The sequence below is a fragment of the Mesorhizobium sp. B2-1-1 genome (assembly GCF_006442975.2).
Taxonomy (GTDB): Bacteria; Pseudomonadota; Alphaproteobacteria; order Rhizobiales; family Rhizobiaceae; genus Mesorhizobium.
The window spans coordinates 4,247,523-4,261,402 of record NZ_CP083954.1 but is presented as its reverse complement, the minus strand read 5'-3'; the positions used below and the strand labels follow the sequence as shown (position 1 = coordinate 4,261,402).

Sequence of the window (13,880 nt, the reverse complement as noted above, 5' to 3'; positions counted from 1 at the left end):
GCAAGGAAAACGGCGCTGAAACTGCCGCTCCCCACCAGGGGAGGTTCGGCAGCTTCTCTCTTGCGCCCATCCCCCATCTCCATCATCTATCGTTCAGACAGAAGCGACGGGACATGCGCTTGACCATCCCCAACCTGATCACAATCATGCGCCTTGTCCTGGTGCCTGCCGTGGTGCTGGCCATGCTGCAGGCGCGCTGGGATTGGGCCTTTGCCGGGTTCCTCGTTGCCGGCATCTCGGACGGCGTCGACGGCTTCATCGCCCGCCGGTTCAACCAGCATTCCAAGCTCGGCGCCTATCTCGATCCGGTGGCCGACAAGCTGCTTCTGGTTTCCGTGTTCGTCGTGCTGGGCTTCATCGGGCAATTGCCGCTGTGGCTGGTCGTCACCATGGTGTCGCGCGACGCGCTGATCATTTGCGCGGTGCTGTTGTCCACCGTGATGGCCCACCCCGTCGAGATGAAGCCGCTCCTCGTCTCCAAGGTCAACACCGCCATCCAGATTGTACTGGCGGCGCTGGTGCTGGGTGAGCTTGCTTTTTCGATCCATCTCGATCCACTTCGGCCAGCCCTCATAATGCTGTCCGGGGTCTTGACCGTGGCTTCGGCCGCAGCCTATCTCGTGGCTTGGCTGAGGCATATGAGCGGCTATGGCGAAAGCTCCACCCCGGGCACCTGACAAAGAAGCTGCGGCGAGCGCGCCGGCGGCAGCCGGTGATGATCCATCCGCCGGATTCCGCCGGCAGATCTTCTTTTGGCTTGCCGGTGTCGCCACGCTTGCGCTTTTCCTCTATGTTTTCAGCGCCATCCTCTTGCCCTTCGTGGCCGGCATGGTGCTCGCCTATTTCCTCGATCCCGTGGCCGACCGGCTGCAGCGGCTCGGCCTCAGCCGTTTCATGGCAACGGTGGTCATCCTCATCACCTTCCTTGTCGTGCTGGTGCTGGCCTTTGTCATCCTCATCCCGGTGCTGGCGACGCAGATGGCCGATTTTGCCGGCAAGTTGCCTGAGTACCTGACGCGGCTGCAGAGCCTGATCACCTCGTTCGATCCGAAATGGCTGGAACAGAAATTCGGCGTCAACGCAAATGGCCTGCGCGACGGATTGAACTCACTGCTGACATCCGGCTTCGGTCTGCTGACGACCGTGTTCACCTCGATATGGAGTTCGGGCGTGGCGCTGGTCTCGGTGATCAGCCTGTTCGTGGTGACGCCGGTGGTCGCCTTCTACATGCTGCTCGACTGGGACCGCATGGTGGCGGTGATCGACAGCTGGGTGCCGCGGGACAATGTCGCCACGGTGCGCGCCATCGCCAGGGACATCAACACGGCAACGGCCGGCTTCGTGCGCGGGCAGGGCACGCTGTGCCTGGTGCTGGGCGCCATGTATGCCACTGGCCTGACGCTAACCGGTCTCAATTTCGGCATCCTCATCGGCCTGTTCGCCGGGCTGATCTCCTTCATCCCCTATGTCGGCTCGCTGACCGGGCTGGTGCTGGCCGTCGGCGTTGCCTTCGTCCAGTTCTGGCCGGACTGGACCATGGTCGTAGCGGTCGCGGTGGTGTTCTTCATCGGCCAGTTCATCGAGGGCAATATCTTGCAGCCGCGGCTGGTCGGCAAAAGCGTCGGCTTGCATCCGGTGTGGCTGATGTTCGCGCTGTTTGCCTTCGGCGCGCTGTTTGGCTTCGTCGGTCTGCTGATTGCGGTGCCTGCATCGGCCGCGGTCGCGGTCCTGGTGCGCTTTGCCATTGCGCGTTATCTGGAATCGCCGCTCTACAAGGGTCACGGCAAGGCCGTGCCGCCATTGCCGGCCGATCGTCGCAAAGGCATCAATCCATGATCCGGCCTGGCCGGGTCGCGCGGCTGAGCCTGGCATGAGCGACCAGAGGGCCGACCCGCCGCGCCAGCTGCCGCTCGATCTCGGCCATGGCACCGGCTATTCGCGAGACGAACTCGTCGTCTCCGGCACCAACAACCAGGCAGTGGCGCTGGTCGACCGCTGGCCGGACTGGCCCTCGCCAGTGGTCGTGCTCGCCGGTCCGGCCGGTTCCGGCAAGACCCATCTGGCCTCGATCTGGCGGGCACGGGCGGATGCCGTTCAGGTCGACGCGCACCGCGTTGGCGACAGCATTGTAAATCTCGGTGCCCGGCCGGCGCTGATCGACGACGTCGATACCGGCACAGTCGACCAGCAGGGGCTGTTTCATCTGATCAATGCGGTGCGCGGCAGCGGCTCGCACTTGCTTTTGACAGCGCGCCGCTTTCCCTCGGCCTGGGGCGTCACGCTGCCGGATCTGGCGTCGCGGCTGAAGGCTGCGGCAACCGTCGAGATCCACGAACCCGACGATCTCCTGCTGGCAGGTGTCATCACCAAGCTGTTCGCCGACCGCCAGGTCGAGGTCGAGCCGCATGTCGTGCAATATCTGGTGCGCCGCATCGAGCGCTCCCTGGCGACGGCCATGCGCGTGGTGGAGCGGCTGGACCGCGCCGCGCTCGAACGCAAGACGCCGATCACCCGGGCGCTGGCGGCTGAAACCGTCAGCGCCATGGACGAGGGGCAGGGCGAGTTCGAGGTCTAGCGCGCGATGGTCGCCGGCCAGCAAACGGTGGTTCCATGTCCCTTTAGCCGTCCCATTTCGGGAAACAAAAGCTGGCACCGATCTTGCGATACAAGCTTGCCGGCTGACCCCGGTCCTGATTGCGTTCCAAATCAGGTTGTAGGCTCGCCGGGAGTGGGGCGGTTGGGGTTCTCGCCCGGCGAGCTTGCCTTCATGTGACTTCAGTCACCCTCACTATTGCCGCGCGTTCGGCTTGCTTGCGCAAATGCCAAGCTGCGTGAGAGAAGAACGGGTATTCGCCAATTGGCGGTTACCCAAAACGGCGACGAGGCCACCGAGTCGCTGAAATGCCGGCGCTCGGTGAACTCCGTGGCTAAGGCGAACGAGCCATATGCCCGCTGCTTGGCGTTGATCTCGTCAGTTGGCCTTCTTCGCCTTGTTCACATAGTCGTTCGTGTACGTCTGCGTGATGTCGATCTTGGCGTTGGCCACATCGGGCGAACCGAGAGAGAAAACGTCGAGCACGGCCTGCGCGCCTTTTGGATCCATGAGCCCGGTGGTCGAATACATGGGGATCGCATTTTTCAACGCGGCCAGATAGGCGTCCTTGTCGCTGCCGATCAGATTGTCGGGGATCTGGGCCATGATCTCTTCGGCGCTGTGGGAGTGAATGTAATCCAGCGTGGCAAGCATGGCATTGGTCAATCCCTGCGTTGCTTGGGGATGCGCGGCCATCCATTCCGGCCGGGTGTAAAGCGCTCCGCCGGGATAGTCGCCTCCGAATACCGCCTCGGTATCCTTCTGGGTGCGCGTGTCCGCCAGGATGGTCAGGTCCTTATGCCTGGCCTGAAGCACGGTGACGGCCGGATCGAGCGTCACCACGGCGTCGATCTGCCCTTGCTCCATGGCGGCGACGGCGGTAGCGCCCAGCCCAACGCCGATCACGGCGGCGGATGTCGGGTCGATGCCGTTCTTCTGCAGAAGGAACTTCAGGAAGAAGTCGGTCGAGGAACCGGGAGCGGTCACGCCGACCTTTTTGCCAGCAAGGTCCTTCACTGACTTGATCTTGCCGGTCTGGCCCGGCGCCACCGCCAGCACCAGTCCCGGGAACTGGTCGTAAACGACGAAGGATTGCAGGCGCTGGTTCTTGGCGGCCAATTTCACCGTGTGATCGAAATAGCCGGACACCACATCCGCGCTGCCACCCAATACTGCGGTCAGCGATTGAGAACCGCCCTTGAAATCGACGAGGTCTGCATCGATACCGGCTTTTTCGTAAGCGCCGATCTGTTTGGCGAGCACGGTCGGCATGTAGCAGAGGCATGATGCTCCGCCGATCGAAATGGTGACCTTTTCGGCAGCCCCCGCGTCTGTGGCCACCGCGAGCAATACGACGGCGGCGGCCGCCAGTTTCGAAATGATCCTCATGATCTCCTCCTTGAGCTGGATTGGGCCCTATCGGCCTGGTTTCGAGAATTCAGGCCGCCAGACAAGCAGCCGCTTTTCGACCAGCGTGACGATCCAGTCGATCAAGAGCACAAAAGCGGCGAGGACGAACATTCCGGCAAAGACGCCCGCTACGTCGAAAACGCCCTCGGCCTGCTGTATCAGATAGCCTAGTCCGCCCGCCGCACCGAGATATTCGCCGACCACGGCGCCGACCACGGCAAATCCGACGGAGATATGGAGCGATGAAAACACCCAGGACAACGCCGATGGCATATAGACGTGGCGCAGCAATTGCCGTTCGTTCATGCCGAGCATTCGGGCATTGGCCAGCACCGTCGTGTTCACCTCCCTCACGCCCTGGTAGACATTGAAGAAGACGATGAAGAAAACCAGCGTCACGCCCAAGGCAACCTTGGACCAGATGCCGAGGCCAAACCAAAGCGTGAAGATCGGCGCCAGCACGACGCGGGGAAGCGCATTGGCCGCCTTTACATAGGGATCGAAGACGGCCGCAAGTCTCGGCTTGCGGGCAAACCAGAAGCCGATCGCGATCGCTGCCAGCGAGCCGATGGCGAAGGCCAGCATGGACTCCCACAGCGTGATCCACAGATGATGCCAGATCGTCCCGGTGGCAAACCACTTCCATATCTGGCCTGCCACCGCCAATGGGGTCGAGAAGAAGAAGGAAATATTGTTCGGATCGCCGATCAGGTGCGTCGTCGACGCTGCCTGCCAGAGCGCGATGACGATGACGGCCACGGTTAGCTGTGCGAAAAGCAGCGTCGTCCTTTTCATCGGATCGCTCCTTCTTCAATCTCGCCGTAAGCCTTGAGCACTTCCTTCTTCAGCATGTGCCAGATGTCGCGATGCAATTCCTGGAAGCGCGGTTCCAGCCTGATTTCCGAAATATCGCGTGGACGCGCCAGCGGGATTGGAAAGTCGCCGATGATGCGTGCCGAGGGACCGGCTGACATCACCACCACGCGATCAGCCAGCGCGATCGCTTCCTCGAGGTCGTGGGTGACGAACATCACCGCCTTGCGGTCGTCCGACCACAGCTTGAGCAAAAGGCCGCCCATGATCAGCCGCGTCTGTGCGTCGAGCGGTCCGAAGGGTTCGTCCATGAGGAGGATCTTGGGATCGCGGATCAGGACCTGCGCAAGAGCAACGCGCTTTTTCTGGCCGCCTGAAAGCATGTGAGGGTAGCGCTCGCAGAAAGCAGCCAGGCCGACGCGTCCGAGCCATGCTCGCGCGCGTTCCTTTGCTTCGGAAGAGGGCACGCCTGCCACCTCCAGCCCGATGGCCACATTGTCCAGAGCGGTCTTCCAGGGCATCAATGCATCCTGCTGGAAGAGGTAGCCAGCCTGTCTGTTGAGACCGCGAAGCGGGGCGCCGAACACACGGACGCTGCCTGCCGAAGGCTCGAGAAGCCCTGCGCCGGCATTCAGCAGCGTTGACTTGCCGCAGCCCGTCGGCCCAATGATCGCCACGAATTCCTGGTCGCCGACTTTCAGATCGGCGCGGGCGACCGCCTGGAAGCTACGCCCGGCCGCCAATGCGAAATCTATGGTCACTCCATCGAGATCGACCGCGATCCCGGTTCCGGCTGGCGGCTGTCTGAATTTTGTCTCCGTGCCGCCCGTGGCGGTTTCCGTCGTCATGCTGAATGCCGCCCTGCGCCGAGACGGGTGGGTGTCCAACTGTCGCTCATGGTTCCTCCGTGAGGCTTTAGCGGAGACCGTCGATGTCCGATGGGCATCTGTTGCCCCGCACCGTGTCGTGTTCCGGCTCACAATAGTCGATGCGGTGGAGCAGGCAACTTTGCCGTCCGCGGCTTTTTGTTGCGACCGTGACATGCAGCAGCAAAGACCACTGGGCGCGCGCGGAGATTGCCGACAGCCCCATTCTGCACCCGACACATTGCCATTCGCAGGCGCCAGCGGCTCTCGATTGCCTTTTCGGTGAGCGACCCGAGACATAGGTGACGTTTTGTACCGGACACATGGGTAACACTTTTGGCTTTTGGCCGGAGGTGTTGATGCCGTGGAGAGAGTGTTCGGTGATGGAGGAACGTCTACGCTTCGTGGCCCGTCTTCTGGACGGGGAAGGCATGAGCGATGTGTGCCGGGAGTTCGGCATCTCGCGCAAGACGGGCTACAAGATCTTCAATCGCTACAAGGATGAGGGCCTTGAGGCACTGACGGACCGCTCTCGGCGGCCGGTGCGCTATGCCAACCAACTGCCGGTCCAGATCGAGCGGATGATTGTCGAAAACAAGCAAGAGAAGCCGCACTGGGGCGCCAGGAAGATCAGGGAGTTGCTGATCAGGAAACTGGCCGGCGACGTGCGCATTCCGGCCAAGAGCACGGTTCATGCCGTGCTCGACCGCCACGGCCTTGTGAGCCAGGCCCGCAAGAGGAACCGGGCGAACAAGGCCGCGGGCACGCAACTGTCACAGGCGATGCGGCCCAACGATCTCTGGTGCGCCGATTTCAAGGGCGAGTTCAAGCTCGGCAACGGCCGCTACTGTTACCCCCTGACCGTCACCGACCAGGCTTCACGCTATCTGCTGGCCTGCGAAGCCCTTGAAGCGACAAAGGAGGTTCCAGTCATCGAGGCTTTCGTCCGGCTGTTCAAGGAACGTGGCCTGCCGGAAGCGATTAGAAGCGACAATGGCCTTCCCTTCGCAAGCCCCAACGGCCTCTACAATCTATCGAGGCTGTCGGTGTTCTGGCTGAGGCTCGGCATCGCCATCGAGCGCATCCGGCCTGGCAACCCGCACGAGAACGCTCGCCATGAGCGCATGCACCGCACGCTCAAGGCCGAAACGACCCGGCCGCCGGGCATGAACACCCTCCAGCAGCAGGCCAGGTTCGATGCTTTCATGAGCGAATTCAATGACGAGAGGCCCCACGAGGCCATCGGCATGAAGGTGCCAGCCGAGCTCTACAGAGGCTCTTCAAGAGCCTATCAAGGTCTACCCGAGCTGGAATATCCCTTCCATGACAAGGACATCCTCGTCACCGCCTGCGGCCGCATCTGCATGCACAGGAAGAAGATAAACATCTCCACCGTGCTCGCCGGCCAAAGGCTCGGCATCAGCGAAGTCGACGACGGCATTTGGCTCGTCTCCTTCATGCACTATGATCTGGGGTATATCGACTTGGAACAGAGGACCTTGCAGACCATCGACAACCCGTTCGGCACGAGGTTGTCACCCATGTCTTAGGTACATTCTGTTACCTATGTCTCCGGGCCGTACACGGTGAAAGGTGGTCGGAGTGGAGAGATTCGAACTCCCGACCCTCTGGTCCCAAACCAGATGCGCTACCAGGCTGCGCTACACTCCGAACGGTCTGTTGCCTATTCATTTCAGTGTTCCATGGCAAGTGCAAAAACCTGCAGGTGCAAAAACCTTGCCGCCGTCGGCATTGCGCAGTAATGACGGGCGAAGAGGCGGCCATGCTGCCTTGCACAGCAATGAGGTGGTCATGTCCGCGCGCATTTTCAGTCCAGCCAAAACCGCGATGCAGTCCGGCACGGCCAAGACCGGCCATTGGGTGCTGGAATTCGATCCCGAGATGCGGAAGAAAATCGACCCGCTGATGGGCTACACCACTTCCGGCGACATGAGGAGCCAGATCAAGCTGACCTTCGATACGCGTGAAGAGGCCGTGGCCTATGCCGAGAAGGAAGGGCTCGCCTACCGCGTCGAGGAGCCGAAAGAGCCCAAGCGCCGCCAGATTTCCTATGCGGAAAATTTCCGCTATGACCGCAGGACGCCCTGGACGCATTGACCGGCAAAGCCCGGGCGGGCGCCAGCGCAGACATCTTACCGGCTCCGAGCCGGCCAGCGGTCCCGTAGCTCAGCTGGATAGAGCACCGGCCTTCTAAGCCGATGGTCACAGGTTCGAATCCTGTCGGGATCGCCAATAATTTCAAGGGCTTAGCTGCTCCGGACGTGAGGAATTTCAACGCGGGCAGGAATCCGGTCGGAACTTTTCATCCCTTTTTGTCTTCCCGAATGCGCTTGCCGGCACGACGGCGGCACGCCGCCGCCGTGGCGCCCTTTCCGTATTATTTCGTGACCTTGTCGCGCGGGAACCTTCGCAAGGATCACGCGTTCGGGGCCTTGTATTCGCGGTCCCTCATAAAAGTAAGCATTCGGGCTGCGAATGGCGGGCAAAACAAGCATGGGTTGGGGAAGGAGAAAACCGCGTCATGTCGAAACGTGAAATTGGAACGTCGCCCGCCTTGGGGCGACGTATCGCCGAGCTCAAAGCCAAGATGCAAACCGCCCGGATTTCCGACCATGAGCTGAAGACCTTCCACAAGGTTGCCGCCATCATGGGAGCGGGCGAAGGCTCTCTAGGCCTGGATGCCGACGATCTGATCGCGGCATCCTTTGTTGCAGATACGCTGGGCGAATCGGCGCCCAACGGCTGACGGCAGGACCCCTCCTGTCGTAGGTCCGGATCGATCATCCGGACAAATCTTCGAGACGCAGGCCGGAGGCGGCCGCCGGTCCGGCGGCCGTGACCCTGCGACCTCTGCCGTCGAATTGGAGGGAAAGTCTTATCGTTTTGTTTGCGTTGGCGCGTCATAGTAGACGCGGCTAACGGAGTTGAAGAGATGAAGCTCGACCTGTCGCCGACGAGTTGGGGCAGGGTGATCGCCGTCACCGCCGCCGGCACGGCGTTCTTCATTGGCGTGGCGTTTTTCGTCGATTCGTTCAATTTCCCGTATCTTTCGCCCGAAGCTGTGTGGCGGGCTCAGCTGACCGACATTCTGTTGCCCCTGGTGCTGGGTGGATCGTTTCTCTTCTTCCTGATGTGGAAGATACGCCAGTTGGCCATTGCCCAGCGCGATCTCACCGTCGTTGCCGCCACCGACAGCCTGACGGCGGTGCTCAACCGCGGCGCTTTCTCCATGCTGGTCGAAGCCTATCTCGAACAGGTCCGCAAACAGGCGTCGGCCAATTCCGGTGCACTGCTGATCATCGACGCCGATCACTTCAAATCGATCAATGACCGGCTTGGGCATGACTGCGGCGACCAGGCGCTCAAACTGATCGCGCAGACGATCAAGGATCAGCTCCGCGGCACCGACATCGTCGGCCGCATCGGCGGCGAGGAATTCGGCGTGTTTCTTCCCGGCGTCGATCCCTCGCAATCCTGGCTGGTTGCCGAAAGCATCCGCCGGCGAATTCGCGAGGTGGAATTTTCGCCGGGCGGCCGGTCCTGTCCGCTTTCCGTGAGCATTGGCGGTACCGCCTTTAACGGGCCGACCACCTATGAGGAGATATTCTCGGCAGCCGACAGGCGGCTCTATGCCGCCAAGTCAAATGGACGCGACCAGGTCAGTTTCGATCCGATGGTTTCCCAGCAAACGCCGCCAGCCGCGACAATCACGGTTCATTGAGGCGGATCCGGCCAGCCACCGGCGCCGGGGGCGCGTCGCTGGGGATTTCTGCAGCCATCACGCAGAAGGTATTTTCGCTTTGCGCGCCGCCCGCTAAAGGTGGTGGCCACAGCTCCGGCCGGGGCTGAATGCATCGGGCAGGGCCTTCTTCGCATGACATTGATGGGCGCGGCGGCACTGCTGATCCTGATCCTGACCTATGCCGGCGTCGCCGTCGGCCGCATACCAGGCCTGCGCCTCGATCGGGCGGGGATCGCACTGCTCGGCGGGGCCGCGATGATAGCCATCGGGGCGATCAGCCTGGAGGATGCCTACCGCGCCATCAATTTCGACACCATCACGCTTTTGCTCGGCATGATGATCGTAGTGGCGCATCTGAAGGTCTCGGGCGCCTTTCGCGGCCTCGGTGCCATCGCGATCGAGCATGCGCATGCGCCGTTCATGCTTTTGGTTATGGTGACCCTGCTGACCGGCCTGCTGTCGGCCTTCCTGGTCAATGACGCCATCTGTCTTGTCATGGCGCCGATCGTCGTTCACGTCACCCGCGCCATCAAACGCAATCCGGTTCCTTACCTCATCGCGACCGCCACCGCGTCAAATTGCGGCAGTGTCGCCACCATCACCGGCAATCCGCAAAACATGGTCATCGGTGCGCTGTCGGGCATCTCCTATCCGGCCTTTTCAGCGGCTCTGGCTCCGGTTGCCCTGTTCGGTCTCGTCGCGGTCATCGCCATTGTTCGCATCGTCTACCGCACCGAATTCGCGCGCAACGGCGAATTGACGCCACAGGTCTCGCGCGGCCGCATGCATCGCCGCCAGGTGCTGAAAGCGGTGGTGGTTTGCATCGGACTGGCCGTTGCCTTCTTCGCCGGTGTGCCTGTCGCCAAGGCGGCGCTCATCGGCGGCGCCATCCTCCTGCTCACCCGCGCCATCAAACCAGAGCGCATCTATCGCGAAATCGACGGGCCATTGCTGTTCATGTTCGCCGGCCTGTTCATCGTGGTTGCCGGCGCCGAAAGAACGCTGCTGACACCGGACATCGTCGCATCGGCCAAGAACCTCGGGCTGGACGACGTCTGGCGCCTGTCGGGCTTCACCGCCTTGCTCTCCAACATAATGAGCAACGTGCCGGCCGTGCTGGCGCTGCGGCCCTTCATCCCCGGCCTGGAAAACCCCGAGCGCGCCTGGCTGGTCGTCGCCATGAGTTCGACGCTGGCCGGCAATTTCACGCTCCTGGGCTCGGTCGCCAATCTGATCGTTGCCGAGCAGGCGCGCGCCGCCGGCACGTCGCTGTCGTTCGGCGCTTTCTTCAAAGTCGGCCTGCCATTGACGCTGCTGACGCTGGCGGCTGGCACGGCATGGCTGGCGCTCTGATCCCTAGCGCGACTGTTCCGTGCTCAATTGCTCCGGAGTGACGGGTGCTCCGGAGTGACGGGGCTTGGTATTTGCGGCCAAGTCCCGCCACCGGCCCAGATTTTCAGGGCGCCACTACCAATCGGCCTTTCATGTTGGGATGGAAGCGGCAGAAATAATCAACCGCTCCCGCCGTCTTGAGGGTCAGTTTTCCCTTCGCCTTCGGCGGCATCATCACCTCCCAGCTGCCCTTCACCGTGGCCGTGTGGGCGAATGCGTCCTTGTTCACCCACTCGATCGTGTCGCCGACCCTGGCCTCGACGCTTGCGGGCGAGAAGACGAGCTTCTCGATCGTCACCTCGATCGTCGCGGCCGGCGCCGGGCCGGCGGCAAGCACCAGCGCCAGCCAGGCAAGGAGCGGTCGGATCAGCACGGCCGCTTTCATTTCAACATGCCGGCGACATGTTCGGCATGCTGCTCATGCCCCTGGAAGATTTTGAGGCCGGTTTCGAGCAGGCTCTTCAGCTCGGCATTGCTGGCCGACGGAATGAGCAGGGTTTCGAGCGCTCCATTGACCTGCTTGTGGTAGGCCACCTCGTTTTCGATATAGGCCTTGTCGAAGGCAGCCCCTTTCAGCTTGGCGAGCTTGGCATGTTCCTCTTTCGCCGCCTTGGTCAGCGCCTGGCTGGTGGCATTGTCTTCCGGCTTCACCTTGAGCTTCTTGAGCAGGTCGAGCGCCTGCTTGTTCACCGCTTCGTGGTCGCGCTCCATGTCCTTGGCGAAATCGACGACTTCCTTGTTCTTGGATTTCTTGATTGCCTGCTTGGCCGCCTCGATGTCGATCATGTCGGCTGTGTAGGCGATGTGGGCGATCTGCGGGTCGGTCGGCTTGTCGGCAGCTTGCGCAAATGGGGCAGCGCCAAGCAGCAAGAGGGCGGCAAACGCTGTGGTATGTCGGATAAGCATGGCATCTCCTTCGCCCGACAGGCTGGGCAGCGGGCTTCATCTGGGTTGACATTCATTGGATGAGGATGGCGCAGAAACGTTCCCGACAAATCGGCGAAAGATCTGGCCTTGAAGATCACCCGTCGAATCCGAGCCGTTTCATCACGGCCTGCGTCAGCCGCTCGCAGCGCCGGCCGGCGAAGGGAAAGGCGTCGAGCAGCACCGGCCCGATCTCGTCGTCCAGCGCCTTGCGCAGCAAAACGCGGGCGCGGTGCAGTCTCGTCTTGACGGTCTCGGGCCGCACGCCGAGCAGGTCGGCGGTCTCCTCGATGCTCAGCCCCTCGATGACGCGGGCCACGAAAACCGCGCGATAGGCGTCGGGCAGGCTGTCGGTCGCCCGCTCGACAAGCCCGAGGATTTGCCGCTGCGCCATCGTCCGCTCCGGATCGTCGCTTGGGTTGAGGGGAAACCGGATGATCTGCGCTTCCGGGTTTTCAGGCATGGCCACGGTTCGCCGTCCTTTGCGAAGCCGCCCGAGCGCCTCGTTGATGACGATGCGCGACAGCCAGGTGGAAAGCGAAGCATCGCCGCGATAGGTGCCGAGATTGGTAAAGGCCCTGACATAGGCCTCCTGCACGATGTCCTCGGCCTCGCCGTCGTTGCGCACCATGCCGCGCGCCAGTCGGTAGAGCCGCTGGTTGTTCAGCTTCATGATCTTGCGAAAGGCATCGCTGTCGCGGGCGAGCGCGCGGGCCACGAGCCGAAGCTCGTCCGTCGCTGTTGATGTTGCCGTCAGCGCGGGCATGTGTCCTCCATCGATCCTTGCACGAAAGATTGGATGCAGGTTTCGAAAAAAGGTTCCCGAAAAATCACGCCGGGCCGATCGCCTGGCTACCTATGCTAGCACTTTGGCCGGCTCCGTGCCGGTGTTTTGCATCCGCGCCGTCGCGGCCAGCAGATCGGTTTGCGTGATCAGCCCGAGGATGTGGTTTTTATCGTCGACGATGATGACGGCGTGACTGCGCCCGTCGGTCAGCACTGGCAGCAGCGCCATGGCGTTCGAGCCGGCAGTTGCGGTTGCCGCCGGCGAGATCACGGTTCCGACCGTGCCGGCCGCCAGTGTCAGTTCCCGCAAGCCCACGGTTCCGGCCAGCCTTGCCTCGGCATCCACCACCGGCAAGGTTCGTATGTTGTGGTCAAGCAGCAATTGGCGCGCAGCGGCGGCTGGCGTGTGCTCGTCCACCGAGATGACGTCGCGCGACATGATGTCTTGGCACCGCAACGTCGCGTGCTCGCGCACCATGGCCTGCAATTCGACCTGCCGCAGCAACCGGTCGAGATCGCCCCGATCGATGTCGAAGGTCTCGTCGAGCGCTCCAAGCGCGGCGTCGATGTCCTCGGAGCGAAAACCGACACGCAATTGCGCCGGCGGATCGATGGTGCCGTGACTGTTTACCGGCGCCGGGGCCGGCACGTGCGGGTAGTTGCGCCGGGCCAGCTTGTGGAAGCCGTAGCCAAGCGCCACCAGCAGCATCGAATTGACCGCCACCGGCACGAAAGGAAAAAGGAAGCCGGCGCTGATCACGGCTGGGCCGCCGAACACCGCGGTCAATGCCGCCGCACCCCCGGGTGGATGCAGGCAGCGCGTGAATGACATTGCGGCAATCGCCAGCGCTACCGCAATACCGGTGGCGAGCACCGGCTGGTGCACGAATTGCACCACGATCACGCCGACAAGCGCCGAGATCGTGTTGCCGCCGATGATCGACCAGGGCTGCGCCAGCGGGCTGGCGGGCACCGCGAACAACAGCACCGCCGATGCTCCCATTGGCGCCACCAGCAGCGGCACATGTGGCCCGCTACCCAGTGTGAGTCCGCTGATCGCGCCAGTCAGCGCAATGCCGATCATCGCACCGACGCAGGCGATGATGCGTTCGCGCAGCGTCGCGCCGGCAAGAATGGGAACAAAGAGGCGGAACGCCATGGGCAGGCTCTTGGTGCGGTGGCTGGGGAATGATTTCCGCTGCCGCAATGAAGCGGAAGCCGGCAATTTGGAAGTCAAACAAATCCGCAAAACTGCGGATGGGGAGAATAATATTGCCGACATGGCCGGACCGGGGCGCCGCGTGCGGCCCCCGTTTGCTCAATCGCGTCAAGG

The 13,880-nt window shown here is 62.3% G+C and carries 15 protein-coding genes and 2 tRNA genes; 9 read left to right on the top strand and 8 right to left on the bottom strand.

What is annotated here, in order from left to right:
* The first annotated feature begins 119 nt into the window (after positions 1-119).
* Genes FJ972_RS21015 through hdaA form a run of 3 tightly spaced genes read left to right on the top strand, consistent with a single transcriptional unit; the run spans position 120 to position 2,575 of the window.
* Positions 120-677, top strand: a complete 558-nt coding sequence (locus FJ972_RS21015) for a CDP-alcohol phosphatidyltransferase family protein (protein ID WP_140520950.1) — start codon at positions 120-122, stop codon at positions 675-677.
* The gene (locus FJ972_RS21010; RefSeq protein ID WP_140520618.1) at positions 649-1,836 is read left to right on the top strand and encodes an AI-2E family transporter; all 1,188 of its coding nucleotides are present in this window, start codon (positions 649-651) and stop codon (positions 1,834-1,836) included. The genes FJ972_RS21015 and FJ972_RS21010 overlap by 29 nt, the downstream gene beginning before the upstream one ends.
* Before the next feature lie 34 nt (positions 1,837-1,870).
* Entirely contained in the window at positions 1,871-2,575 is a 705-nt protein-coding gene (hdaA, locus tag FJ972_RS21005) for a DnaA regulatory inactivator HdaA (RefSeq protein ID WP_140515482.1), read from the top strand.
* Between the two features lie 396 nt (positions 2,576-2,971).
* On the opposite strand, the gene FJ972_RS21000 is transcribed toward hdaA, so the two are convergent.
* Genes FJ972_RS21000 through FJ972_RS20990 form a run of 3 tightly spaced genes read right to left on the bottom strand, consistent with a single transcriptional unit; the run spans position 2,972 to position 5,664 of the window.
* Positions 2,972-3,982, bottom strand: a complete 1,011-nt coding sequence (locus tag FJ972_RS21000) for an ABC transporter substrate-binding protein (protein WP_140520617.1) — start codon at positions 3,980-3,982, stop codon at positions 2,972-2,974.
* Positions 3,983-4,009: 27 nt separating this feature from the next.
* Positions 4,010-4,798, bottom strand: a complete 789-nt coding sequence (locus FJ972_RS20995; RefSeq protein WP_140520616.1) for an ABC transporter permease — start codon at positions 4,796-4,798, stop codon at positions 4,010-4,012.
* Positions 4,795-5,664 (bottom strand): ABC transporter ATP-binding protein, encoded by an 870-nt coding sequence (locus FJ972_RS20990; protein ID WP_140520615.1) that lies wholly within the window; start codon positions 5,662-5,664, stop codon positions 4,795-4,797. The genes FJ972_RS20995 and FJ972_RS20990 overlap by 4 nt, the downstream gene beginning before the upstream one ends.
* A gap of 377 nt (positions 5,665-6,041) precedes the next feature.
* Between FJ972_RS20990 and FJ972_RS20985 the strand changes: the two genes are divergently transcribed.
* A complete protein-coding gene (locus tag FJ972_RS20985) occupies positions 6,042-7,232 on the top strand; it encodes a DDE-type integrase/transposase/recombinase (protein ID WP_140525845.1) in 1,191 nt (396 codons plus the stop codon).
* A 44-nt stretch (positions 7,233-7,276) separates the two neighbouring features.
* Here FJ972_RS20985 and FJ972_RS20980 read toward each other — a convergent pair.
* Positions 7,277-7,353 (bottom strand) — tRNA-Pro (locus tag FJ972_RS20980).
* Positions 7,354-7,494: 141 nt separating this feature from the next.
* Here FJ972_RS20980 and FJ972_RS20975 point away from each other — a divergent pair.
* The 5 genes from FJ972_RS20975 to FJ972_RS20955 all read left to right on the top strand — a co-directional run bounded on the left by FJ972_RS20975 (position 7,495) and on the right by FJ972_RS20955 (position 10,798).
* Entirely contained in the window at positions 7,495-7,800 is a 306-nt protein-coding gene (locus tag FJ972_RS20975) for an ETC complex I subunit (RefSeq protein ID WP_140494338.1), read from the top strand.
* A gap of 58 nt (positions 7,801-7,858) precedes the next feature.
* A tRNA-Arg gene (locus FJ972_RS20970) sits at positions 7,859-7,935 on the top strand.
* A gap of 289 nt (positions 7,936-8,224) precedes the next feature.
* Positions 8,225-8,449: a hypothetical protein gene (locus tag FJ972_RS20965; RefSeq protein ID WP_140521601.1), complete on the top strand. Its 225-nt coding sequence runs from the start codon at positions 8,225-8,227 to the stop codon at positions 8,447-8,449.
* Between the two features lie 186 nt (positions 8,450-8,635).
* Positions 8,636-9,424: a GGDEF domain-containing protein gene (locus FJ972_RS20960; RefSeq protein WP_140494334.1), complete on the top strand. Its 789-nt coding sequence runs from the start codon at positions 8,636-8,638 to the stop codon at positions 9,422-9,424.
* Positions 9,425-9,577: 153 nt separating this feature from the next.
* Positions 9,578-10,798, top strand: a complete 1,221-nt coding sequence (locus tag FJ972_RS20955) for an anion transporter (protein WP_140521603.1) — start codon at positions 9,578-9,580, stop codon at positions 10,796-10,798.
* A 103-nt stretch (positions 10,799-10,901) separates the two neighbouring features.
* Here the strand turns inward: FJ972_RS20955 and FJ972_RS20950 are convergent, their stop codons facing one another.
* The 4 genes from FJ972_RS20950 to FJ972_RS20935 all read right to left on the bottom strand — a co-directional run bounded on the left by FJ972_RS20950 (position 10,902) and on the right by FJ972_RS20935 (position 13,706).
* Positions 10,902-11,222: a cupredoxin family copper-binding protein gene (locus tag FJ972_RS20950; protein WP_140521605.1), complete on the bottom strand. Its 321-nt coding sequence runs from the start codon at positions 11,220-11,222 to the stop codon at positions 10,902-10,904.
* Positions 11,219-11,743, bottom strand: coding sequence for a DUF4142 domain-containing protein (locus FJ972_RS20945; RefSeq protein WP_140521607.1), 525 nt, complete (start codon positions 11,741-11,743; stop codon positions 11,219-11,221). Before FJ972_RS20945 ends, FJ972_RS20950 begins: the two co-directional genes overlap by 4 nt.
* A 115-nt stretch (positions 11,744-11,858) precedes the next feature.
* Positions 11,859-12,527 carry an RNA polymerase sigma factor gene (locus FJ972_RS20940; RefSeq protein ID WP_140521609.1) on the bottom strand — a complete coding sequence of 223 codons (669 nt, stop codon included), beginning with the start codon at positions 12,525-12,527 and terminating at the stop codon, positions 11,859-11,861.
* A gap of 90 nt (positions 12,528-12,617) precedes the next feature.
* A complete protein-coding gene (locus tag FJ972_RS20935) occupies positions 12,618-13,706 on the bottom strand; it encodes an HPP family protein (RefSeq protein WP_140494324.1) in 1,089 nt (362 codons plus the stop codon).
* Between the last annotated feature and the right edge of the window lie 174 nt (positions 13,707-13,880).